Raw genomic sequence first — 24,444 nt, forward strand, 5'->3', positions numbered from 1 at the left:
AACGCCTAAAATTAATTATTTCCATTTCTGTGGTAATTAAAATTCGGCGTTTTAGGGCGGCTATAAAGATAGCCTCATCATTTTTAAATGGCGCTTATTTAGGGTCTAGGCTAGATAAGGTCATAGACGTATGTTTTGTTACTGTAAGTTGCTTTGCTTGGTTTAATAACGCTAGCAATGTTTGTTTATTCCAGCTGTTATTTGATACTGAATAATGAGCAGCCATCATTGCTTGTACTTCATTATCAAGTTGTTGTAATAGCTGTGGTTGAGCCATTAATGTTGCGTGTTGCTGTTGACGCCATTGTTGATAATAAGTTTGTACTTTAATTGGTTCATTGGTGTTAATGGCAGCTTCCAGCATCGATATTACATCTGTTGTTTTTGTTGCTGCTACCGATGTTGTAATAACTGCTTGCTGGCGTTTTTTAACGAATAACACTAAAGTCACTAACCATAGTAGGGCAAAGATCAGTGTTGTCCATGGCCATATTCCTGCTGTAGTTATGGTGCCCACTGACGGTATTGCTGCTGGTGGTGTTATTGTTGTAGGTGATACAAATTGGTTATTTGCTGTCGGATCTGCGATGACATTTAAAGTTAACCCTTTAATTTCACTACGCTGTTGCTTCTCTGTGACTGTATTCCACCAATTAATTGTGAGAGGAGGTAGTGTTACTTTTCCTGTTTGACGAGGAATAATAACTTGTTTTAAGGTCATAATACTGTAGCCATTTTCAGCACGATATTCAGGTTTCTCGTTATAAATTCGTACAGTATCAGGATAGGTAAGGTTAATATTTGGCATATTACTTTGAGCAACATCTTTAATTCGTAAAGTAATAGTACGGGTAATAGGTTCGCCAACTTTAGTGGTTACATCATTGTGATTAGATGTCTGTGGTTGCCATGCCTGCTGCAGCTGTAAATTGGTAGTAGGTAACCATAAACCTTTGTAATCAGTTGGTTTGGATTTTATCTCTACAGTAATATTTCGAGCATCTTCACTCACAGGGATAGTAATGCCTGAGCTGAAACCATTGGCGCCACGTACAGCATCACCACTGAACTTTGAACCGTGAATTATGATCTTGCCCGCTTTTTCTGCTGTTAGCTGATAGTTACGAGTGATGACTAAATAACGGCGGCCATTTTGAACAATATTATTTTGAGCATCTTGACCTACTTGTGACACCGTTAAGCCATCACCTGACGGTGCACTCAATGAAGCCTGAGAAAGTTGCTCACCGATGACAATCTTCACGCGGTAATTAATGCTTTCACCAACATAAAGTGTATTTTTGTCGATTTCAGCTGTCACTCGCACATTGGTTTGATTTGATGCCGCGGTATTATTTTTTTGGCTACCTTTTAGAACACTAATCGTAATTGGTGTTGTTTGAGAGCTGCCAATTTTAAAGGCCGGTATAGTCGCAGTTCCCACTTTTTTCGCGGCTAGGGCTAGCGTCCAAGTAGTATTACGTGACATTGCGCCGTTTATTAATGATGTTGAGCTACTGACGCTGGGTTGGCCATAAGCAAAGTCAGGACTTAATACGCTAAAGTCGACACTATTAGGGTTGATCGCAGTATCAACTGATACGGTCAATTGAAATACTTGATTAACAGCAACAACATTTTTCGATACTGTCGCTTCTGCTTGCGCCGCCATTGCTTGTAGGGGTAAGAGTGCTACAAACATGGTTAAAAGTAGTAACCATGGAGAGCGGCATTTTTTAGCCCAATTTATTTGATTTAGTGACATGTTCATTTTCTCTATTACCATGATTTATTACTTTGTTGCTGCTCGGCTCTTTGCTGTGCTTGCAACATTAATTGGGCTCGAATTAACTCCGCTGTATCATTGGGTACTTGTTCAAGTTTTTTCAATATAGGATTACTAACTGAAAGCACTTGCTGCTGCGCACCGTCTGCTTTGCCTTGCTGCATCGTTATCGCTGCTGGCTGCTGATCTTTACCATCTTGTTTTTGTTGCTTATTTTTCTGTTGAGCCTGTTGGTGTAGTGCTTGTTTAGCATTTTGTTCAGCTTGCTGTTTCTTTTCTGCTTCACTCATGGATTGACGTTTGTTTTCGTTTGCCTGTGCCTGTTGTTGCCTTTGATTCTCTTGCTGTGCTGATTTTTGCTGTTGGTCTTTATTACTTTGCTGACCTTGTTGTTGCTGTTGGTCTTTATTACCTTGCTGACCTTGCTGACCTTGCTGACCTTGCTGACCTTGCTGACCTTGCTGACCTTGCTGACCTTGCTGACCTTGTTGTTGCTGTTGGTCTTTATTGCCTTGCTGACCTTGTTGTTGTTGTTGCTGTTGGTCTTTATTGCCTTTCTGACCTTGTTGCTGTTGTTGGTCTTTATTGCCTTGCTGACCTTGTTGTTGCTGTTGGTCTTTATTGCCTTGCTGACCTTGTTGCTGCTGCTGGTCTTTATTGCCTTGCTGACCTTGTTGCTGTTGTTGGTCTTTATTGCCTTGCTGATCTTGTTGCTGTTGTTGGTCTTTATTGCCTTGCTGACCTTGTTGCTGCTGTTGGTCTTTATTGCCTTGCTGACCTTGTTGCTGTTGTTGGTCTTTATTGCCTTTTTGACCTTGTTTCCCTGACTGTTGCTGCTTGTTTTTTTGCTGTTGTTTCTGCTTTTCAGCTTGCTTAACAATGGCTAGGTTTTTTTTAGCATCAGCAAAGTCAGGTTGTTGTTTTAACAGCTTTTCATAAGTTGCTGCTGCTTGTTTATAATCACCTTTTTGGGCATAAGCATTACCAAGATTATATTGTGAGGTTGGATCTTGTAACGGCTTTAATGTCTCTATTGCTTGTTCATACTGCTTGGCTTTATATTCAGCAATGCCTTTCCATTGTGGCGATGTGAAATCTTGAGCTGCTTGTTTATAGTTACCATCAGTAAATGTTTCATATGCTTGACGGTTAGTGTTTGTCCATGGGCTTGCTTGTGCGTGATCTATAGGTATTAAAATAAATATTGCAGCTAAAACAATACCGCGACGAAAACCTAATAGCGCCAATAAGAGTAATGGAATAATTAGCCAGAAACCGCCATTTAGACGTTCTTGCAGCTCTTTTTCATGGCCTTTTTTACCATTATCTAATGGTTTTGCGGTGAAGTTAGCAATAGCATTAACATCGTTATCGGTTGTTTGTGCCATTTGTAATATGCCTCCAGTGCTGTCAGTAATTGACATCAGTGTATTGATATCAATTTTACTGATCACCGGTGTGCCATTTTCTGATAATAAACTGCCATCAGGAAGTTGAATTGGAGCACCTGCAACGGTTCCCATTGCCAGAATAGAAACGCGATAATGAGTACCTTTGAGATCGGCTAGTGCCTGTTTAGCGACAGCCTTTGTCATTCCATCGGTCATTAAAATAATATCACCAGTGTTATGACCTGCTTGTTTCAGTAGTCTGATCGCTTCAGCAATACCTGTGGCAGCGTTATTTCCCGCAATAGGCATAACGCGAGGTGACAAGCTTGGAATTAAATTACGTAACGTACTGCTATCGGTAGTAAGAGGGCTGACTTCATAGCCATCACCCGCAAAAGCGACCAATCCAGTGCTGCCTTCTTTCCAGCTTGGTAACATATCTAAGGCTTTAAACCTTTCTTGTGTTAGCCGATTGGGTTTTATATCAGTGGCATACATTGACTGTGACATATTCATCACTAGCACTCGGGCTCCACTGAGGTTATAGGCAGGCAGTTTTACTTTTTGCCAGCTTGGGCCAGCCATGGCAACAACAGCAATCAGCCAGCCTAATGCTAATAAAGCAATCGGCCATGTTTTTGGCTGTTGTTGCGTTAAACCCAATTTTTGCGCGAGGTGGGAAGCAATTAAGCCTGAATGCTGTGCTTTGCCTTTTAGCCATGGCAGAACAATGATCAAAGGAACTAATGCTGCAAACCACAATGGATGCAGAAAGGTAAAATCAGCCATGACGTTTCCTCATGAAAGCGATAATAACGGATAAAAGCAATGCTAACGCTAATGGATAACGGAATAATTCATCTCGTGGTCGCCAAGTTTGTTGAGCATTATTAACGGGTTGCAGTTTATTAATAACGTCGTAAATTTTCGCGAGTTGTTGCGGATTTCGAGCTCTGAAGTATTCACCGCCAGTCATAGAGGCAATCTTACTTAATGTTTTCTCATCGAGATCAGATGATGGGTTGACAACTCTATCACCAAAGAAGCCTTTTTGAATCATTTTGTCAGCGCCAACACCGACGGTATAAATCTTGACGTGGCTCTCTTGTGCTAGTTTTGCAGCTTCAATCGGGTCAATAACGCCTGAGGTATTACCGCCATCACTGAGTAAAATAATGACTCGTTGTGGTGCTTTGCTGTCGATAAAGGTTTTTGTTGCAACCCCTAACCCTTCACCAATTGCAGTACTTTGGCCGATTAAGCCCAAAACAGTACGATTGAGTTGTTGTTCAACAGTTTTGCGGTCAAAGGTTAACGGTGTTTGTAAATAGCCATGATCAGCAAAAACGACTAATCCGATGCGATCACCTTTTCGTTTCGCAATAAAATCAGCCAGCACATGTTTGACAGCGGTAAGTCGATCAATATTCTGACCGTCTTTTGTTACCATGTCAGGGATCGCCATTGATCCAGAAAGATCGACAGCTAATAACATATCTCGATGTTCCGGTTTGATTTCTATTGGGTCGCCATACCATACCGGCCGAGCTATCGCGCATACAAGGCTCACCCATACTAAGGTCATTAATATTTTTCGAATAATAGAACTCGGTTGTTTTTGGCCAACGTCTTGCGGTAGCTGAGGTAAATGAATAGCTGCCGGTTGTGCTACAGGCTTACTGAATCGATAAACTAACCATGCTAATGGCAATAAGGCCCATGCCCATAGCCATACAAATTCAAACATTAGATGACTCCTTAGTGATCATCGTCGAGGTGTTGCTATGATCATTGGGTTTTACGGGTAAGGCATGTTGTAACCACAATAATGCCTGCTGCTGACAGTCGTTAAATTGTTGTTCAGTGAGAGGCTTGGAAGAGAATAGTCCTTGTTGCCATAGCTGTTGTTGGTCAACAAAACCACGGTATTTGGGTGATAATTGTTGATCAAGAAAACATAACCATTGTTCTCCCGTTAAAGGGGCAATAACTGCACGAGGAAAATAGCTTAATGCAGCTTGTTTCAACAATGTATTAATGACAGTAACACCATCCTCAAACTGATACGCTTTTAGCATGGTAAGCGCTTCTTTTTTTGCCGCCAGATGATGATTGCGGTAGCGAAGTCGATAACCGAGGCAACTAATAAGCACAAGGCTGATAATAATTACAGCCCACCATCCCCAAGCCAGCGGCCAAAAGCTTGGCTCGGCGTGAAGATGAATATCTGCCAATGGTAAGGCTGGGGGGGTAAGTTGTGTCATTACCTTATTCCTTGAGAATGCGCACCAAGCTGCTGCAATAGCGGTTGTGCCGCTGAGAGAGTATGTAAAGGTATGGCAAGAGAGGTCGCCATTTCATGAATAAAATGCTGATGGACTTGATATTGTTGGCTGAGTGAATCTCGCGTTTTTTTTGCTGAGAAATCTAGCCATGCTGATTGTTGATTATCAGTCACATGTTCATAACCACGGAATTGTGTTTGTCCTTGTTCAAGCGGATCATGAATTTGGACAAATTGAATACGGTTATGTTGGCGAAGTTGACTTAAGCGGCGTTTGTCCGTGGTTTTTAAGGTGTAAAAGTCACTGATAACAATAATTTCACTGCCTTTAGGGCATAAATAATGTAACCGTTTGAGTGCAGTTGAAAAGCCATCATGATTGGCGTTGTTTCCTGCTTGTAGGGCATCATGTTGGGCTGAAATTAATGCGTTAATAATCTGTAAAGGCCCACGTTGACGTGCTGTAGGTTTACATTCTATGGTGCTAATTCCATTATAAATAATAGCGCCAATTCGATCTTGTTCATCGATAGCAAGCCAGCTTAATAGACTAGCAAAATGTGCTGCTTGTACTGATTTTAATAGCAACTGTGAACCAAATTGCATGCTATTACTGAGGTCTATAAACAGCATAATCGGCTGCTCACGCTCTTCAGTAAATAACTTAGTGTGTGTTTTTCCTGTACGCGCAGTTACACGCCAGTCGATAGACCGAATATCATCACCAGCTTGGTAAGGGCGTACTTCTGAGAAGTTCATACCACGCCCTTTATGACGGCTTTGATGATGGCCATTAAGTTGTGACCAAATACTTTTAGCCGGTGCCAGCCATCTTACCGCTTGATTTTTATATTGCAGTAGTTCTGCTAGACACACATTGACGCCATCGCTATGAGGTGGCAGCGCTACGTTGATGTGTGTAGGTTTCATAAGCTAGCAACCTGAGAAATGAGAGTATCAACAACACGATCAGCGGCAATACCTTCAGCTTGCGCTTCATAGCTTAGTAGTAAACGATGGCGTAATACTGGATAAGCCATTGTTTGAACATCTTCTGGTGTGACGAAATCACGACCACAAAGCCAAGCATGAGCACGCGCACAGCGATCAAGGGCTAATGTTGCACGTGGACTGACCCCCATTTGTAGCCATGCCTGTAGTTGTTCACTAAAACGATGGGGTTCACGTGTCGCCATCACCAAACGAATAATATAATGCTCAACATCATCAGCCATATGAATATTTAAGATTTCTTTTCGTGCAGCAAAAATATCATTTTGGCTAATTCGAACCGGTTGTGTTTTTTCTATCCCCAATGCCTCGCCACGATTAAGGCGAAGAATTTCAAGTTCACTTTCTGCATTTGGATAATCAACATTTAGTTGTAATAAAAAGCGGTCTAATTGTGCTTCTGGTAGGGGATAAGTCCCTTCTTGCTCAATTGGGTTTTGTGTTGCCATTACCAAAAATAATTCGGGTAAAGGGTAAGTTTTACGACCCGCTGTAATTTGCTTTTCAGCCATAGCTTCTAGCATTGCAGCCTGTACTTTAGCTGGCGCACGGTTAATTTCATCAGCAAGTACTAATGAATTGAAAATAGGACCGGGTTGAAAAGTAAATTCAGCCGTTTCAGGACGAAAAATATCAGTACCTGTTAAATCTGAAGGCAGCAAATCAGGCGTGAATTGGATGCGATGGAAGTCGCCTTCAATACAATCCGACAATACTTTTACTGCGCGAGTTTTTGCTAGTCCAGGAGGACCTTCAACCAGGATATGTCCATCAGCCAGTAATGCAATTAAAAGCTGTTTTACTAAATTTGGCTGACCAATAACTTGGCTTTGTAGATAATCATTTAGACGTTTGAATGTACTTGCGAGCATACAAATATTTCCTTTGGTATTCAAAATACTGATGATGAAACAGATTTTTTTCGGACTGCTAAAAAAGGATAAAGTTCATACTTAATTTGGTTATTGATGAACAAAAAATAATAAAAAACATTGTATTAAACGTACCTAAAGCATTATTAATCATATTTTATTCAATATTTATAAAATTAACCCGTAGTCTATGAATGGGGATTTTGTGACTTTTTTGTAACATTTTGGAGAATAATAAAAATATAGCAACCGTTACTCTCTTAAACGGCCACTTGACTGCCTTTGATATTAGTTGTTTTATCATCGGAAAAGTAATTTAACATTAAGTTAACAATATGTATTTTCTTTTGTTGGTGTTTTTATGTAACTAATTGATAATTAATTATTTATGGTTATTTTTTTGTGAGATTAATTAATGGGACTAATGTTAACGAGAATATTTATTTCGCTTAGTATTGATTGATTTGTTAATTGTTAGGCGTAGTGGTGTGAAAAATGTTAACTCCTTTGCTTGCTATGAATATGCATCTGTGTTGTTATATTCGGCATATGCAATATGTTTGTAATTAACAGGTGTTATATTGGTTTTGTTGTTATGGTAATGAGAATAAAATGTAACCACTTGTGATTGGGAATGTGCTTAAAAAATCATTTAAATAAATACGATAAGAGCAAAGGAAGGAGCCTTGTAAATGAAAAAAGTAGCATTAGTGACTGGCGCTAAAGGCGGTATCGGATCTTCAATTACTCAGGCCTTAGTTGATGCTGGCTTTCGTGTTATAGCAACTCATCACCCTAAAAGTGAGCAGTCAGCTAAAGAGTGGTTAAAGGAAAATAATTACTCAAATGAGTCAGTGAAATTGTTGCCGCTAGATGTAACTGATACAGCTTTTTGTAAAGAATCACTCTCTGCATTATTAGAGCAAGAAGGTCATATTGACGTTTTAGTTAATAACGCGGGTATCACAAAAGATACCATGTTTAAGCGTATGACTGCTGAACAATGGAATGATGTGATTAACACTAATCTCAATAGCTTGTTTAATGTGACTCAACCTTTGTTTGATTCTATGTGTCAACACGGTAACGCACGTATTATTAATATTACATCAGTGAACGGCCTTAAAGGCCAATTTGGGCAAACGAATTACTCAGCGGCTAAAGCTGGCATGATTGGTTTTACTAAAGCACTAGCAGCGGAAGGTGCGCGTGCTGGTGTTACGGTAAATGCGATTGCGCCTGGGTATACAGGCACTGCAATGGTTGAAGCAATTAAACCTGAAGTACTTGAATCAATTAAAGCCGAAATTCCAATGAAACGCTTAGCGCAACCTCAAGAAGTTGCGGCAGCGGTTGTCTTCTTAGCAAGTGATGCAGCGGCATATATTACTGGTGAAACATTATCAGTAAATGGCGGTTTATACATGCACTAATAGTGCTTGTTATAACAAAGACAAAATAATAAATCATATTATAGAAAGGATGCAAAATATGGCTAAGGTATACATTGTCGCTGCAAAACGTACCCCAATCGGTAGTTTTAATGGTGCGTTAAAATCAGTTTCTGCAGCACAGCTTGGTGCGGTTGCAATTAAAGGCGCATTAGCACAAATCAATGTGCCTGTTGATGCGATTGATGAAGTTATTTTAGGTAATGTTGTTGGTGCTGGCCAAGGTATGGGACCCGGTCGTCAAGCGGCTATTTATGCTGGTTTGCCAAATGAAGTGCCAGCTTACTCGCTCAACATGGTTTGTGGTAGTGGCATGAAAGCATTGATGGATGCTGCTGCACATATTAAAGCGGGTGATGCCGATCTTGTCGTTGCTGCGGGTGCTGAAAACATGTCCCAAATTCCATTTTGCGCATCAGCTAAGATTCGTGATGGACAAAAAATGGGTAACCTTGAGCTAACAGATCTTTTGATTGCTGATGGCTTAACGGATGTTTTTAATAATTACCATATGGGTGTTACTGCTGAAAATGTGGTAGCAAAAGTCGGTTTAACACGTGAGCAGCAAGATAACTTTGCATTAGCTAGCCAGCAAAAAGCCGTTGCAGCGATTGAACAAGGACGCTTTGTTGCTGAAATCTGCCCTGTTGAAGTAGTTAGCCGTCGTGAGACTGTTGTTATTGATACTGATGAATATCCAAAAGCAAATGCGACGATTGAAGATCTGGCTAAATTACGTCCAGCTTTTGACCGTGATGGCTCTGTAACTGCGGGTAATGCGTCAGGTATTAACGACGGTGCTAGTGCAATTATTGTGGCCTCTGAAGCTGCAGTTGCTAAATATAATCTAACACCATTAGCTGAAGTTGAAAGCTATGCACAAGCAGGTGTTGCGCCAGAAATTATGGGCTTAGGTCCTGTTCCTGCAGTACTTAAAGCATTAGAAAAAGCAAATCTTTCAATTGAAGATATTGATCTTCTTGAATTTAATGAAGCCTTTGCCGGCCAGGCATTAGGTGTCTTCCATGAAGTAGCCAAAGCAACGGACACTAAAGTGGAAGATTTAGTTGAACGTGCGAACGTAAATGGTGGTGCAATTGCGCTAGGTCACCCTCTTGGTGCATCTGGCAGTCGTATTCTTGTTAGCTTACTGCATGAAATGTGCCGTCGTGATGATAAATACGGCATGGCTACATTATGTGTAGGTGGCGGTATGGGTACTGCAGTTATTTTAAAACGAGTGTAAATAAACTAATACAATCAGTGTGGTACTACCTATAGAGCCACACTTTATTACTATCAATGAGGAATGTTCTATGTATACGGAAATGTTTAAATCTTTTTCTGAGCAAACAGAAAAAACACTAGCACCATACGCAAAATTCAACAAAGTATTTGCTAAAAATGTTGAGCAATTGACTGAGCTTCAATTGTCAGCTGTTCGTGCTTACAGCGAGCTTGGCTTGAAGCAACTTAAAGCCGTTAGCGAAGTAAAAGATATTCAATCGCTAACAGCGTTTAATGGCCAACAGCTTGAAACACTAACTAAGCTTTCTCAACAGCTTTTAGATGATAGCAATAAGTTCTCTTCTGTAGCACAAAGCTTTAAAACAGAAGTTGAAGAGTTTGTTGCTGATAATGTTAAACAAGCAACACCTGCCATTTAAGTAACGATAAATTAGGCTACATTAATAATGATAGTCTAACTGTCTGATACTTATACCAATCAGCCATATAAGATGATTATATGGCTGATTACTTAGTCCAAGTACAGGGTTTTTGTTATGAACAATCACTTCTTTTCGGACTACTTTGCCAAGCTCCAAGATATGAACCAGTTATGGTGGAAGGAGTTAGACTCCGGCAAGGCAGCCATGAATACCCCAGTAACTAAAGCACTTAATGATGTTAACTTGGAAGATGCCACTGAATTTTTTGGAAAAGCAGCAGCTCAGCCTGGTGCTTTAGCTAAAGTCCAAATGGATTGGTGGGAAAATCAAGTTAAAATTTGGCAGAATGTTGCAATCGGTAATACGACAGCAGAAAGCGCCTTTATTAAGCCTGCAAAAGATGACAAGCGTTTTAGTGATCCTGCATGGGAAAATGAAGCTTTTTATAATTATATTAAGCAATCATATTTGTTATTCAGTAACACAATGCGTGAAACAATTGAATCAATTGAAGGTGTAGATGACAAAGCGAAAGAACGTTTAGGCTATTTCTCTCGTCAAGCCATTAATGCACTGTCACCGACAAACTTTGTTACAACCAATCCTGAATTAGCCAAATTGACTGTTGAAACAAACGGTGAAAATTTGATTAAAGGGATGGAACTGTTACAAGAAGATTTACAGAGCAGTGCTGATGTACTAAAAATTCGAATGACCAATGATGGTGCGTTTGAACTTGGTGTAAATATCGCAAACACTGAAGGTGACGTGGTTTTTAAAAATGATTTATTTGAATTAATTCAATATAAGCCACTAACTGAATCTGTACATAAAACACCGTTGTTGATTGTGCCTCCATTTATTAATAAATACTATATCCTTGATTTGCGTGATCATAATTCAATGGTTCGCTGGCTTGTTGAGCAAGGTCATACCGTATTTATGATGTCTTGGCGTAATCCAGACGCATCAATGAAAGATGTTGATTTTGATAATTACGTCTTAGATGGTGTTGTAAAGGCGGTTGATGCAGTAGAAGAAATTACTGGCCAAAAACACATTAATACAGTTGGTTACTGTATTGGTGGTACGTTATTGGCAATAGCGCTAGCATATTATGCTGCGAAGCGAATGCGTAATCGTATTAAGTCTGCGTCATTCTTTACCACATTATTAGACTTCTCTCAGCCAGGTGAAATTGGAGCTTATATTAATGATCCAATTATCACTGCGATTGAAGCTCAAAATAATGCTAATGGCTATATGGATGGGCGTTCGTTAAGTGTTACTTTCAGCTTATTACGTGAAAATAGTTTGTACTGGAATTATTACGTAAATAACTATCTGAAAGGCAATAGTCTAATTGATTTCGACTTGCTCTATTGGAATGGTGATAGTACTAACGTTGCGGCTAAATGCCATAATACTCTATTACGTCAATTCTATTTAGATAATAAATTAGTTGAAAATAAAGGTTATAAAGTCGGCGGTGTGTACATTGATTTAAGTAAGATTAAAGTGCCAACATACTTCATATCTACACAAGAAGATCATATTGCTTTATGGCAAGGTACATACCGTGGTGCTAAGCAACTAGGCGGTAAATCAACATTTGTATTAGGTGAATCTGGCCATATTGCAGGTATTGTGAACCATCCTCAGAAGAATAAATACGGCTTCTGGGTTAATGATAGTAACGATGAAAATGCAGATGTTTGGCTTGCTGGTGCCACTCGTGAAGACGGTTCTTGGTGGACGCACTGGGATGGTTGGTTAACAGAATTTAGCCCTGCTGAGCAAGTATCTCCACGAGCAATTGGTAGCGAAACATACGCGCCATTATATGTAGCGCCAGGTGATTACGTGAAGCAAGTCTTGCCTCTTTCTGAATCTTAATCGCATCACTATTTTTGAAGCCCAGATTATTCTGGGCTTTTTTTTATCTGTCATTTATTAAGGCTATGATAATGATGTTTTTTTTGATTAATTTGATTTAGGCTACTTTTTGTTAACAGTTGATGCGGTATTTTTAGTTTTATTGGCTATATTTTTCAAATAGGAATAACTAAAAAGAATAGGAGTCATTATGACAAAGCTCGTTAGTGTGGAAGGCATTGGTGAAACTTACGCGGCAAAGTTTGCCACAATAGAAATAACCACCATTGAACAACTATTAGCATTAGGCGGAAAACCTAGCGGCCGTAAAACGCTAGCTGAAAAAACAGCAATTAGCGGTAAACTTATTTTGAAATGGCTCAACCGTGCTGATTTATCGCGTATTAAAGGGATCAGTACTCAGTACGCTGATTTATTAGAATCTTCAGGAGTTGATACTGTGCCTGAACTGGCACAACGAAATGCCGATAATTTACATACTAAAATGGTTGAGGTGAATGAGGCTAAATCCTTAGTTCGTCAACTACCGCCACTTTCTGCTGTCGAGGATTGGGTAGCACAAGCAAAACTACTCCCTCGAGTAATTGAGTATTAATGGTCCTTGTATGTAAAAATAGGCATGAGTAACAAGTGTAAATCGTTACTTATAAGGATAGATTATGCGTTTTTTGACGTTAGAATGGTTAGTTATTATGGGGTGTAGTTGTTTTATCGCCACGAGTCATGCCAAGCAATACAGCACAGATAATACACCAGCCATTCAACCTGTTGCTGAACTTCAGTTAAATACATTACCGCAACGTCATTGTTTATATGCAGGAAAAGGGTATTCGTTGGGGGCAATTATTGCTACAGACAATATTGTCTTGGAATGTCGTCCGGTGCAAGAGATTGAATTAAACGGCCCTTTAAAATGGGTCATACGCAAGTCTTTGCCTACATCTGTAACACCATAAGAGAATAAATAATAAAGCCAGTATCAGATTGTATAGTGTATTGATTACACTATATGGCTGTTGACTGGCTTTATTGATTATCAAAATGGCAGAGTTTGCCCGTTTGATAAATTATTTCGCTAGAGAGCGGCTTTTAAGTTCAAAAATTAACTTTTCAGCACTGCATTCAAATTGGATGCGAGCTGTTAATTCTGTACTTGTTTCATCAACAGGCGTTGTTTCTACTTTAAAGTTAGCATTAACTTGTTTTGCTAGCGCTAGGTAGTTTGCAAGCTCTAATTCTAATGCTTTTTTACCATTTGCAAATACATGCACATCGGCAACATCATCATGTTCTTTAATCATAAAGCCCATTTCAGCTGAAACACCACAAGCATCACAAGGTTGGTATTCTTCTTTTTCTGTAGTCATAACTTTACTTCCTATTAGTTAGTTTTTGTATTTTAAATCGATGCGAGCCAGATCGCCATTGATTAATATGAAAAGTCAGTTTTTAGCTATCAAAGCGTTAAACCAAACAAATTAAAGGTTAATTATTCAACAGTTGCTATGGTATAAGCGGCAAATATGGTCGAAAGTTTGTTGAAAAGGATAGGCTTCTAATACACCAAACCCTTCAAGCTGTTTTGCTTTTATTTTGTTATTGAGAGGTGTACTCATGCCATGTAAAAAGCGAGTGATTGCAGCCATTGAAGGTGCACTGTCATTTCGTTGAATAAAACTATCAGTCCATATTGTTATCTGTTGATCGGTAATTTCTGGTAGTGTTGGTAATGCAGGTAGAGTAATTGTTTTACCACGGCAAACAGAACAATGTCCGCACTGTTTAGGTGCATGATGATCGGCGAAGTAGCTGGCTAATTTATGACTTAAGCAGCTTTTACTTTCAAAAAAAGCAATCATACTTTCAATACGGTTAATTTCACTGTGTTCTTTTTGTTGAAATAGTTGGTGTAGCGCTTCTGTTTCTACTTCAATATCAAATTGATGCTGATTGATACGATAAACATCGGTTATTTGTTTACTTTCAAGGGTGATCCAGCCTTGTTCATTTAAATAATCAATAGCTGCTACCACTCGCTTTCTATCAACTTGATAACCTTGCCATAATGCATCCATATCTAATGTATGCCACACTCGTGCTTTGGGTGAACAAGCGAAAATGGTTTCAATAAATTGACGACGTTCGCCTTGAAAACGCTGGGCTATTTCAGATTGAGAAATATTCATCTTGTAGCGATAATCTGCGAAATAAGTAAACAAAGGTTCAATTATTTGGCGAATTTCAAGGTAGACTAATAATGTTTTTAGTGGCAATAAACGAATGTTACTGTCTTTTGATAGACGGCCACTCATGATTTCCCATTGCTGATCTTGAGCTTGTATTTCATGCAAAACATACGCAATGGCACTACGATCTGGTGTATCACCAAAGACGAAGTTTTCTAAAACATTGAGCCCTGATTTATTCGCGATAACAGTACATTGTGATATTTCGCCATCACGTCCTGCTCGCCCAATTTCTTGGCTGTAATTCTCTATTGATTTGGGTAAATCAAAATGAATCACTTGGTGAATATTAGACTTATCAATTCCCATACCAAATGCAATGGTTGCCACAATACAATTGATTTCGCCATTCATGAATTGCTGTTGGATAATCTGGCGGCGTTCAGCATCCATTCCTGCATGGTAAGCTTGGGCTGGAAAGTGACTACGAGTAAGCGCATCAGCCACTTGCTCTGCTGTGTGTTGTAAGGTGACATAGACAATCGATGGTTCATTATTACGTTGAGAAAGTTGATATTTAAGGGTATCTATTTTCTCGTCTTCATCGGCCGCTAATACGGTTAAATCAAGGTTATTGCGGTAAAAACCCGTCACAATGATATTGTCTTTAGCAATCGCGAATTTATCCTGCATATCTTGAATAACTGCAGGGGTTGCTGTTGCCGTAAGTAATAATACTTGAGGAATGTTTAAGGCTTGTTGATAGTGTGGCAATTTCAGATAATCGGGGCGGAAATTATGTCCCCATTCTGAAATACAGTGTGCTTCATCGACGACTAATAATGAAATTGGAATTTGACCAATAAAATGACGAAAGCGTTCATTTTTCAATCGTTCAACAGAAATCATTAATACTTTGATATCGCCTTGACGAATTTGTTGCATGACTTGCTGTGTTTGTTGCCAAGTTTGACTGGAATCAATAGAAGCCGCAGGAATCCCTTTCATTGCTAAAAAATCGAGTTGATCTTTCATTAGTGCCAATAATGGTGATATGACTAATGTAAGATGAGGTAATTCAATTGCAGGTAATTGATAACATAATGATTTTCCAGATCCTGTCGGAAATATAGCGGCAGCTGAATGACCACTGAGTACACGGGTAATAACTTCTTCTTGCCCTAAGCGTAAAGAATCAAAGCCAAAATATTTTTTAAGTGTTTGGTGATACATGTCTTAATACCCGCTAACCATTGATTAGCCGCTATCATACCGTATTGATTTACGGAAAGATAAAAAGCGCAACGAAAGTTACGTTATTTCTGGTGCGGTTATTCTCATTTAAAATGCAGTGGGTTCATTGTTACATTAAAATTTGTTGAGTATGTAAGGGACCACCTTCCTTACATACTGTATTTTTGCAGCTAAGTGAAGATTATATTATTTCATCAGACTTGGTGATGTAATCGCATTCTTTGCTAACTCTTTGGCAAATTCTGCAATATTCGCTTCGATATCACGAATATGACGAGTCACATCGACTGTATCGACGTGTACCATTTGACGCTCTTCCATCACAATATTGCCATTGACAATTGTCGTGCTGACATTACTTGGATTGGCTTGATAAACCAAGGTGGCATAAGGATTGTAATTGGGCATCATGTTTGCAGATTGTGTTTCAACAATAATAACATCTGCTTTTTTACCGACTTCTAATGAGCCAATTTTATCTTCCATATGCAATGCACGGGCACCACCAATAGTCGCAAGTTCAATCACCTGTTCTGGAATCATAATCGTGCGGTCATTATGCTTTAGACGTTGCATATTGGCGGCATAACTCAGTGTGCGCCATAAATCGACTTGGTTTGAACTCATAGGTCCATCAGTACCTAACCCCATTGGAATGCGCTGTTGATACATTTCCCAGGCAGGAGCAATGCCTGTCGCACCTTTGGCGTTCGCCATTGGGTTATAAGCGATGCCTGCACCTGATTGTTTGATGAGATCGAGATCGGTTTGGTCAACATGAATTGCATGTGCCAATACCATTCGTTGATCAAGCACACCGATATCTTTAAGCCATGCAACCGGGCTGAGTTGTTTGGGATTGTCACTAATTCGTGCAGTTTCATTACCAAATTCACCCACATGGATTAATACCGGCACATCTAATTGTTTAGACAGTTTATTAATTTGCTGTAATTTTTGTTTAGAGACGGTATAGGCAGCGTGAGGAGCAAAGGCTGGAGTGATCAATGGATCATGTTTATATTCAGCAATAAATTTTTGGGCGTATTCAAGTCCTCCATACGGTTGTTTGGCATCAACGACAGGGAATTTGATCACCGTTTCACCTAAAACAGCACGCAGGCCGACTTCTTTGGTTGCTTTGGCCATTTCATCAACATGATAGTACATGTCAGCAAAGGTTGTTACACCACTCTGTGCAAGGTCAATTGCTCCAAGACGAGTGGCTTGATAGATTAAATCACGGCTGAGTTTTTTACTTTCAAGTGGAAAGAAGTAAGCAAATAAGCGATTTTCAATACCTTCTTCACCTAATCCTCGAAAAGCAATCATTGGTAAATGGTTATGAGTATTGATCATGCCGGGCATCACAATGCCGTTTTGAGCATCAATGATACGGTCGGCGTTATATTGAGATAATAATGCTTGGTCACCAACGGCAACAATCGTATCGTTATTGATAACGACAACACCATTATCGATCAGTTGTTTTTGACCATTCATGGTGACGATTTGACCATTTTTAATGATTAAACTTGCTTGAGATAGCGGGGCAACTGATGATAACGAACTGCATCCAGTAATAAGAAGTAACGTTGTTACTAAACTGATTTTTATGCGCATAACTAACCAATGATGAGAAGCGAGAAAATTGGCGGAATTATAAGTGCAAATTAATGTAACTAAACAATCCTTTGCTTAAGTTACTGTGGTTTTTGTGAACTTAGTCGCTATGATCATCATGGTTGATAATAAGAGACATGGGGATCTTAAATAATTGCGCTGGTATTAGTGATAACCAACCATTTCCACGTGCATATTCAATTAATCCTGCGCGGCTAGAAATGCCATAGTCAGAAAATCGAGAGACTAAATTGGCTATTTGCTTTTCAACAGCCTTGGGCGTTCGATGAATAAGCTGTGCTATTTGTTTTGTTTGTCGTCCTCGTAATAACCAAAATAAGACAATTTCTTGAGATGGCGTTAACTGCGGCGCTAATGGTCGAGTTGTACAGAAAGATAAATAAGATTTATCGGTAGCAATAACCTCAACAAACGATGTCATATTTATTAAATCTTTTACTTTATTTGCTGTAAATTGAATTCCCCAAGGCACACCATTAATAATAACGGGCTGTTTGGTAAATATATATGCATCTATTCCATTAGCATAGTTGTGCACATCTATTGTTATTATGGTTTTATTGTGCGCCAATGATAGTTTATCTTGCTCAATAAAAATGTCGCTAAATGCAGCGGTATCACATGGTAAGTCACTATCCTTTAATCCCTTCATTTCAAGCGGGGCATTAACAAGGTTACGATAAGCATCATTGGCATATTCAAAAATACCATCTTTCGTTTTTAACCCTGCCGGATAAGGAGATGACGATAGCATGTGAATAAGTACAGATAAGTATGTCGATTGATTAATATTCACAGGGCCGTTCTATCAATAAATTATTTCAATAGTAATATTCGTTGGTGGAATAAATATCTCTATTTATAGTAATGCTATTAAAAACATATAATATTCGACTAGTAAAGAAATAACCACTAAATAAGAAATGAAATATTGTTTTATTATATTTAAAGCAACAAGGTGAGTAATATATAGGTGGAATTTTGTTTTTATCTCTAGTTGTTTTATGCGTATAGTTTATATGCTACTTAACACTAGAGATAAAAATAAGTTTAATTGATTAATTAAAATGAAAAACCGATACCACCAGCATTGTCATAATGATTATAGTCTGAAATAGAAATGCCGTAGCCACTTTCAAATATTAAGTAACCACGTAACCGTTTATAAATAGGGAAGTTTAGCGTTACTTTTTCATAACCACGTGAAAAACCACTCTCTAGCGCATTTCGTACTGTAAATGTAAGCATACTTTTACCATCAATATTCCAATTCATACTCACTCGGCCATAGCCAAGGTAGTTATTGATGTCCTTGTTATAATCTTTTGCGCCAAAATCAAGCCGTACCCAAGGCTTTACACTAAAGGTAAAAGCGTCTTTTTTAAATGTCATATCAACAAAGGCACGGTTCCAACTCCGTTCTTGTTCGCCACCACGGCCATTTGATTGGTGTACTAAACCAAGTGTACTGCCTGAATAATGAAAGCCATCGCTATAGGTTGTTTTGGTTGGAAAGGTCCAGAAAACAGATGGTTCATATTCTGTATCTCTAAAAAATGCAGATGAAGCGTAGGCTTGCCAGTTTGAACGTTGCGTATAAGCAAAATATAATTGGTCGTTATCAGCTAAAATTCCAGAAAATAAACGGTATTTTAAACTAATTTGGAAGTTGATATTATATTTGCTCAGCTTACCATCTTCAGGAATAATCGACTGATATTCTTTGTAATTTGGAGATTGAGTATAATAAAAAGGTAAAACAAAGTTATCTTTATACTGTTCTAAAAGTAGGCTATTACTACTGCTATAATTTAATGGATTATTTAATGTTGAAGACGCTGAGGTATTCGTGTCAGCATTCGCATATGAAGCATAGCTACTTGTAGCAATAAATAAGCTCGCGAACAGGATTTTCTGATTTTTCTGTTGGGGTTTGATGTTCATTATTATTTTCTATCATTATTATTTTATCTATTGTAATCATAAGAGCTAAACTGGGCTTTTGTCTATCCATACAAATGCAAACAATGATTTTTCATAATTTAAAACTGAATAATGAATAACAACAAAATAAACGCCTTAACAACACAGTATTAAGGCGCAAAGAGGCTATCAAATTAGCTCAGCTAGCATGGTGTCGCTATATGGAGTAAGTGTTTGACCTGATTGTATTTTATTAACATAGTCAGGGTTTGCAATTAATGGACGTCCAATCGCTAATAAATCAAATTTTCCCGCTTCAATGGCATCACTACCTGTTTGTGGGCTATAGCAACCAACACCAATTAATGTTCCTTTGTAATGTGTTCGCATATAATGAGATGCGCTGCCATCAAGGTAATCAAATGTCATGCTGTCATCAAAAATCCCTACATGTAGATAAGCAAGACAACGTTTTTCAACTTCAGGTAATAAGTAATCAAATACTTTACGATCTCGTGCATCGCCTTCAAGATTGAAGTAACCCCCTGGTGATAAACGTAAACCAGTACGATCACGACCAATACGCTGGCTAATAGCATCAATAACGGCAAGCGGGAAACGCGCCATGTTTTGTGGTGTTCCACCAAACTCATCATCACGTTCATTAGTGCTGAAATGTAGAAATTGATCGATCAAATAACCATTTGCGCCATGAATTTCTACACCATCAAAGCCTGCATCAATCGCATTAGCTGCCGCTTGGCTAAAATCTGCAATAAGTTGTTCAATTTCAGTTTTAGTTGCTGGCTTAGGGACGGTATAAGTTAGCTCTCGCATTCTTGGTAACGTTCCCTCTAGCGCAATAGCAGAAGGTGCGAGTACATACTCACCATTAAAAAAGAATGGATGAGCCACTCGACCGGTATGCCATAATTGCGCAAAGATCTTACCACCATTGTTATGAACAGCATCTGTTACTTTATGCCAGCCATTAATTTGTTCTGGGGTGAATAATCCTGGTGTATGCGGATAACCTTGGCCATCAGCACGGATTAAAATAGCTTCTGAAACAATCAGACCAGTATCAGCACGACGAGCATAATAGTCGACCATTGCTTGGGTTGGGACTAAATTATCGTCAGCCATGCAACGAGTTAACGGTGCCATGATAATACGGTTATTGAGTGTTAGCGTATCGTTAAGTACAACGGGGTGAAATAGAGTGTCGAGCATGATTGTTATCTCTTATTTGAATGCTCATTCAAGTTAGACCTGTTTGAACAATCATTCAAGAGTTTTTTGAATGATTGTTCAATATTAAGTAAACTAGAAGAAGATAAAGCAAAAGAGAGTGATTATGCGTAGTGCTGAATTTGATCGTGATCGAGTGTTACGCTCGGCAATGGATGTTTTTATAGCTAAAGGTTATAGCAACACCAGCATGCAAGATTTAAAACAAGCAACGGGGCTTCATCCTGGCTCTATTTATTGCGCGTTTAAAAATAAACGCGGTTTGTTATTAGCGGCGTTAGAACATTACCGTAATCAACGCTATACGCAGTTTGTTACGTTGTTTGCTGAGTCATCTTCAGTGTTAGGAGCGATCAGTGCTTATCTTGATCAGGTGGTTGATGAGTGTGAACGTGAGCAGATTAAAGATTGTTTACTGCAAAAATCACTCAGTGAACTTGCGCAACAAGATGTTGAAGTTGCTGATGTTATCAGCCATATGCTAAAACAATGGCAGCAGACTTTGGCCGAGCAACTAGCACTAGCCCAACAGCATAATGAAATAAGCGATGCCCGCGATAGTCAGCAATTAGCACAATTTCTAGTGATGGGTATTTATGGTATTCGAACGTTTTCGCATACTCATCCAGAATCTGGCGTCTTACGTCGTTTAGCACAAGATCTTATTGATTATATTAAATAATGACATTGAGAAGGGTGCGAGTAATTGATGGATATAAAAAAGGGAGTGAGCACCAATGATGTCACTCCCTTTTATTTTGTGATGCTAGTTATGCAGGTGGGGTTTCTTCTACTTTAACGCGGAACAATACCGCATACAGTAGTGGAATCACGACCAATGTTAGGATTGTCGCGAATAATAAACCAAACATAATGGTAACAGCCATACTCTTAAAGAATGGGTCTACCAATAATGGCGCCACGCCTAAAATCGTTGTAAATGCACCAAGTAATACTGGTCGAGCACGACTAAGTGCTGAATCAATAATCGCCTGATATGGCGTTTTACCCGCTGCAATTTCGACATCGGTTTGGTCTACCAATACGATAGCATTTTTTACCATCATACCAATTAAGCTTAGGAAGCCCAGAATTGCCATAAACTCAAATGGCGTTTGGAAAATCACTAAACCTACCGTTACACCCACTAAAGCAAATGGCACCGTTAACCAAATCACTAATGGCTGACGCAGTGCGTTAAACATAAAGATCACGGCTAAAATCATGGCCGCAAAGCCGTAAGGGGCAGAGGTAGCAAGACCTTCATTTGCGTCATTTGATGCTTTATATTCACCATACCATGTCAATTCATAACCTGGTGGTAATTCAATTGCTTCAATTTTGCCACGTAGATCATTAAATGCATCCGCAGTAAATACACCCGGAGCAGGATCTGCTTGAACTAAAATCGTTGGAATACGGTTAATACGACGTAAGATGGCATCTTCCCAAGCAACATTCACTGATTCAACCAATTGGCTTACAGGAATTAATCCATTAACCATGCGGCTGTAAACTTCAGTATTCTCAATCGCACGCTCATGAGTACGTTCGTTATCAGGCGCACGTACAACGATAGGGATTAAGTCATTGCCTTCACGGTAAACACCAATATTACGGCCTGTTAATGTTTGCGCAATAGCTTGGCTTATTTCTTGATTTGTTAACCCAAAACGTTGTGCTTTTTCAGTTGAATATATCGGCTTAATAACAGGTACTTGTTGACGCCAATCATCTTGAACAGCAATCAAATTGGAATCATTAAGCATGATAGTCTTAGCTTGTTCTGCAAGATCGCGTAGTACTTTGCTATCAGGGCCTTTAAATCCAGCTTCAATCTTTTTACCGCCGCCGCGACCAAGCATGAATTTCCATACTTTAATTGATGCTTCAGGGTATTTAAGGTCGAGCTCTTTTTGTAGTTCAACTAATAATGGCGCAATATTACGGTAATCATCGATATCGATCAGTAATTGACCATAGCTTGGGTTACGTGCTTCTGGTGCGTAAGTCAGCATGAAACGTAAGCCACCACCACCGATGAAACTTGAAATATTACTGATACCCGGTTTCTTTTTTACGTCTTGCTCAATACTTGCAACAACAGCTTCCGTATTTTGAATATCAGTACCTTGAGGAAGGTAAACATCAACGACAAATTGCGCACGTTGTGACTCAGGCATAAAGCCTGGTGGCACATATTTTACACCCCAGATAGCGCCAACAAGAGTAGCAACTAATAATAAACCGGTTGTTTTACGGTGCAATAATACCCATGATAATAAGCCCTTGTAGCCATTAACGATTTTGCTTGGTTTATTATTGCCTGATTTCACTTTTACTTTAAGGAACTGGTGACACAGTAATGGCGTTACTGTGACGGCAAACAACCAACTTAAAAGCATTGAGTAAAGAATTACCCAGAACAACGAGCCTGCGTATTCACCCATATCTGATGGTGACAAGCCGATAGCACTAAATGCGCAAATACCAACAACAGTACCGCCTAGCAATGGCCATTTAGTCGCATTAACAACTTCAGGAATAACAACTTCTCGATCTTCGTTATTTTGTAAGCGGACTAAAATACCATCAGTAACAACAATAGCGTTATCTACCAGCATTCCTAGAGCAATGATCAGTGCACCAAGAGAGATGCGTTGCATCGCAATGTCATCTATTAGCATGATACATAAGGTGCCAGCGACAGTGAGTACTAACACAAAACCAATGATGATGCCTGAGCGAATACCCATAAAGAGCAGAAGCACGATAAATACAATGACAACTGCCGCAATCAGGTTATCAATGAAGTTCGTTACTGAATCACGTACAGAATCTGATTGCATTGAGATGACATTCAGTTCCATGCCAAGAGGGCGCTGGCCTTCTAATTCAGCGATACGTGCTTTCACAGCATCACCCATATCAACAACGTTACCGCCCGTGACATTTGAAATACCAAAACCAATCGCACGTTCGCCGTTGTAACGCATTAGCATTGATGCCGGTTCTTGATAACCACGTTTAATCGTCGCAATGTCTTTTAGACGTAATACAGTGTGATTGTCACCGATACCCACTTGCAGATTTTTTAAATCATTAAAAGAGTCTACATTTGGTGTCGGCATTACCGGAATGCGCATACCATTAGCGGTTAAGCTTCCTGCGACAGTCACAATATTTTGTTTTTGTAAGACGGATAAAACGTTATCAACCGATAATCCAAATTTAGCTAATCGCTCACTGGTGAACTCAACAAAAATAGTTTCTTGCTGCTCTGCAAGTGTCGCTGTTTTAGCTACTCCAGGTACAAGTACTAACTCACGGCGTAAACTATCGACATAATCAGACAGTTGTTTGTCAGAGAAGCCTTCACCTGTCACAGCAAAGAATAAGGCATAAACATCAGAGAAATCATCATTAACGATTGAAGGACCAGCTCCTGGCGGTAGTGAGCGTTGCGCATCATTGACTTTTCGACGTAACTTATCCCAAACTTGCTGAAGATCACCCTGACTTTTAGCAAATTCAAGCTTAATTTCGACAGTAACTTCAGACATGCCCTGTTTAGAAACTGATTTAACTTCTTTCAATTCCTGTAACGATTGAACAGCACCTTCAATAATATCGGTGACTTCATCAGACACTTCCTGAGCCGTTGCTCCCGCGTAAGGCGTAATAATAACGGCTTGGCGAATAACAAATTCAGGATCTTCAAAGCGGCCTAATTTTAGGTAGCTGATGTAGCCACCAATTAAAATTAAAGCAATCATTACCCAAACACTGGTGCGCTTGGCTATGGTATAGCGAGCGATATCCATT

General features: G+C 39.2%; 20 protein-coding genes. 7 read left to right on the top strand and 13 right to left on the bottom strand.

Features of this window, described 5'->3' with window-relative positions:
* Positions 1-94: 94 nt before the first annotated feature.
* From VXS03_RS16890 to VXS03_RS16915, 6 genes are read right to left on the bottom strand one after another with little or no spacing between them, the layout of a single operon-like run.
* Positions 95-1,765: a BatD family protein gene (locus tag VXS03_RS16890; protein WP_327765056.1), complete on the bottom strand. Its 1,671-nt coding sequence runs from the start codon at positions 1,763-1,765 to the stop codon at positions 95-97.
* 14 nt (positions 1,766-1,779) lie between these two features.
* Positions 1,780-3,966 (bottom strand): VWA domain-containing protein, encoded by a 2,187-nt coding sequence (locus VXS03_RS16895; RefSeq protein ID WP_327765057.1) that lies wholly within the window; start codon positions 3,964-3,966, stop codon positions 1,780-1,782.
* Entirely contained in the window at positions 3,959-4,924 is a 966-nt protein-coding gene (locus tag VXS03_RS16900; RefSeq protein ID WP_327765058.1) for a vWA domain-containing protein, read from the bottom strand. Before VXS03_RS16900 ends, VXS03_RS16895 begins: the two co-directional genes overlap by 8 nt.
* Positions 4,917-5,441 carry a DUF4381 domain-containing protein gene (locus tag VXS03_RS16905; RefSeq protein WP_327765059.1) on the bottom strand — a complete coding sequence of 175 codons (525 nt, stop codon included), beginning with the start codon at positions 5,439-5,441 and terminating at the stop codon, positions 4,917-4,919. Before VXS03_RS16905 ends, VXS03_RS16900 begins: the two co-directional genes overlap by 8 nt.
* Positions 5,441-6,391: a DUF58 domain-containing protein gene (locus VXS03_RS16910; RefSeq protein ID WP_327765060.1), complete on the bottom strand. Its 951-nt coding sequence runs from the start codon at positions 6,389-6,391 to the stop codon at positions 5,441-5,443. Before VXS03_RS16910 ends, VXS03_RS16905 begins: the two co-directional genes overlap by 1 nt.
* The gene (locus tag VXS03_RS16915) at positions 6,388-7,344 is read right to left on the bottom strand and encodes an AAA family ATPase (RefSeq protein WP_327765061.1); all 957 of its coding nucleotides are present in this window, start codon (positions 7,342-7,344) and stop codon (positions 6,388-6,390) included. The genes VXS03_RS16910 and VXS03_RS16915 overlap by 4 nt, the downstream gene beginning before the upstream one ends.
* A 692-nt stretch (positions 7,345-8,036) precedes the next feature.
* Here VXS03_RS16915 and VXS03_RS16920 point away from each other — a divergent pair.
* The 6 genes from VXS03_RS16920 to VXS03_RS16945 all read left to right on the top strand — a co-directional run bounded on the left by VXS03_RS16920 (position 8,037) and on the right by VXS03_RS16945 (position 13,317).
* The gene (locus tag VXS03_RS16920) at positions 8,037-8,777 is read left to right on the top strand and encodes an SDR family oxidoreductase (protein ID WP_327765062.1); all 741 of its coding nucleotides are present in this window, start codon (positions 8,037-8,039) and stop codon (positions 8,775-8,777) included.
* A 58-nt stretch (positions 8,778-8,835) separates the two neighbouring features.
* Positions 8,836-10,041 (top strand): acetyl-CoA C-acetyltransferase, encoded by a 1,206-nt coding sequence (locus VXS03_RS16925; protein WP_327765063.1) that lies wholly within the window; start codon positions 8,836-8,838, stop codon positions 10,039-10,041.
* 70 nt (positions 10,042-10,111) lie between these two features.
* The gene (locus VXS03_RS16930) at positions 10,112-10,462 is read left to right on the top strand and encodes a phasin family protein (RefSeq protein ID WP_327765064.1); all 351 of its coding nucleotides are present in this window, start codon (positions 10,112-10,114) and stop codon (positions 10,460-10,462) included.
* A 117-nt stretch (positions 10,463-10,579) separates the two neighbouring features.
* Positions 10,580-12,361, top strand: a complete 1,782-nt coding sequence (gene phaC / locus VXS03_RS16935) for a class I poly(R)-hydroxyalkanoic acid synthase (protein WP_327765065.1) — start codon at positions 10,580-10,582, stop codon at positions 12,359-12,361.
* A gap of 190 nt (positions 12,362-12,551) precedes the next feature.
* A complete protein-coding gene (locus VXS03_RS16940) occupies positions 12,552-12,956 on the top strand; it encodes a DUF4332 domain-containing protein (RefSeq protein WP_327765066.1) in 405 nt (134 codons plus the stop codon).
* A 64-nt stretch (positions 12,957-13,020) separates the two neighbouring features.
* Complete coding sequence (locus VXS03_RS16945; RefSeq protein ID WP_327765067.1) at positions 13,021-13,317, top strand: DUF1496 domain-containing protein; 297 nt, start codon at positions 13,021-13,023, stop codon at positions 13,315-13,317.
* 111 nt (positions 13,318-13,428) lie between these two features.
* Here VXS03_RS16945 and VXS03_RS16950 read toward each other — a convergent pair whose 3' ends face one another.
* From VXS03_RS16950 to VXS03_RS16975, 6 genes are all read right to left on the bottom strand, one after another.
* Positions 13,429-13,728 carry a DUF406 family protein gene (locus tag VXS03_RS16950; protein ID WP_327765068.1) on the bottom strand — a complete coding sequence of 100 codons (300 nt, stop codon included), beginning with the start codon at positions 13,726-13,728 and terminating at the stop codon, positions 13,429-13,431.
* A 126-nt stretch (positions 13,729-13,854) separates the two neighbouring features.
* Positions 13,855-15,780, bottom strand: a complete 1,926-nt coding sequence (locus VXS03_RS16955) for a RecQ family ATP-dependent DNA helicase (protein ID WP_327765069.1) — start codon at positions 15,778-15,780, stop codon at positions 13,855-13,857.
* Positions 15,781-15,987: 207 nt separating this feature from the next.
* A complete protein-coding gene (locus VXS03_RS16960; protein WP_327765070.1) occupies positions 15,988-17,424 on the bottom strand; it encodes an amidohydrolase in 1,437 nt (478 codons plus the stop codon).
* 100 nt (positions 17,425-17,524) lie between these two features.
* Entirely contained in the window at positions 17,525-18,241 is a 717-nt protein-coding gene (locus VXS03_RS16965) for a LuxR family transcriptional regulator (RefSeq protein ID WP_327765071.1), read from the bottom strand.
* Positions 18,242-18,507: 266 nt separating this feature from the next.
* Positions 18,508-19,389: a phospholipase A gene (locus VXS03_RS16970; RefSeq protein WP_327765072.1), complete on the bottom strand. Its 882-nt coding sequence runs from the start codon at positions 19,387-19,389 to the stop codon at positions 18,508-18,510.
* 168 nt (positions 19,390-19,557) lie between these two features.
* On the bottom strand, positions 19,558-20,601 hold the full coding sequence (locus tag VXS03_RS16975) for an alkene reductase (protein ID WP_327765073.1): 1,044 nt from the start codon (positions 20,599-20,601) through the stop codon (positions 19,558-19,560).
* 124 nt (positions 20,602-20,725) lie between these two features.
* Between VXS03_RS16975 and VXS03_RS16980 the strand changes: the two genes are divergently transcribed.
* A complete protein-coding gene (locus VXS03_RS16980) occupies positions 20,726-21,301 on the top strand; it encodes a TetR/AcrR family transcriptional regulator (RefSeq protein WP_327765074.1) in 576 nt (191 codons plus the stop codon).
* Between the two features lie 88 nt (positions 21,302-21,389).
* Here VXS03_RS16980 and VXS03_RS16985 read toward each other — a convergent pair whose 3' ends face one another.
* The gene (locus VXS03_RS16985; protein ID WP_327765075.1) at positions 21,390-24,443 is read right to left on the bottom strand and encodes an efflux RND transporter permease subunit; all 3,054 of its coding nucleotides are present in this window, start codon (positions 24,441-24,443) and stop codon (positions 21,390-21,392) included.
* Position 24,444: the final 1 nt, after the last annotated feature.

The sequence above is a fragment of the Photobacterium sp. S4TG1 genome, assembly GCF_036040035.1.
In the GTDB taxonomy this organism is placed as follows: Bacteria; Pseudomonadota; Gammaproteobacteria; order Enterobacterales; family Vibrionaceae; genus Photobacterium.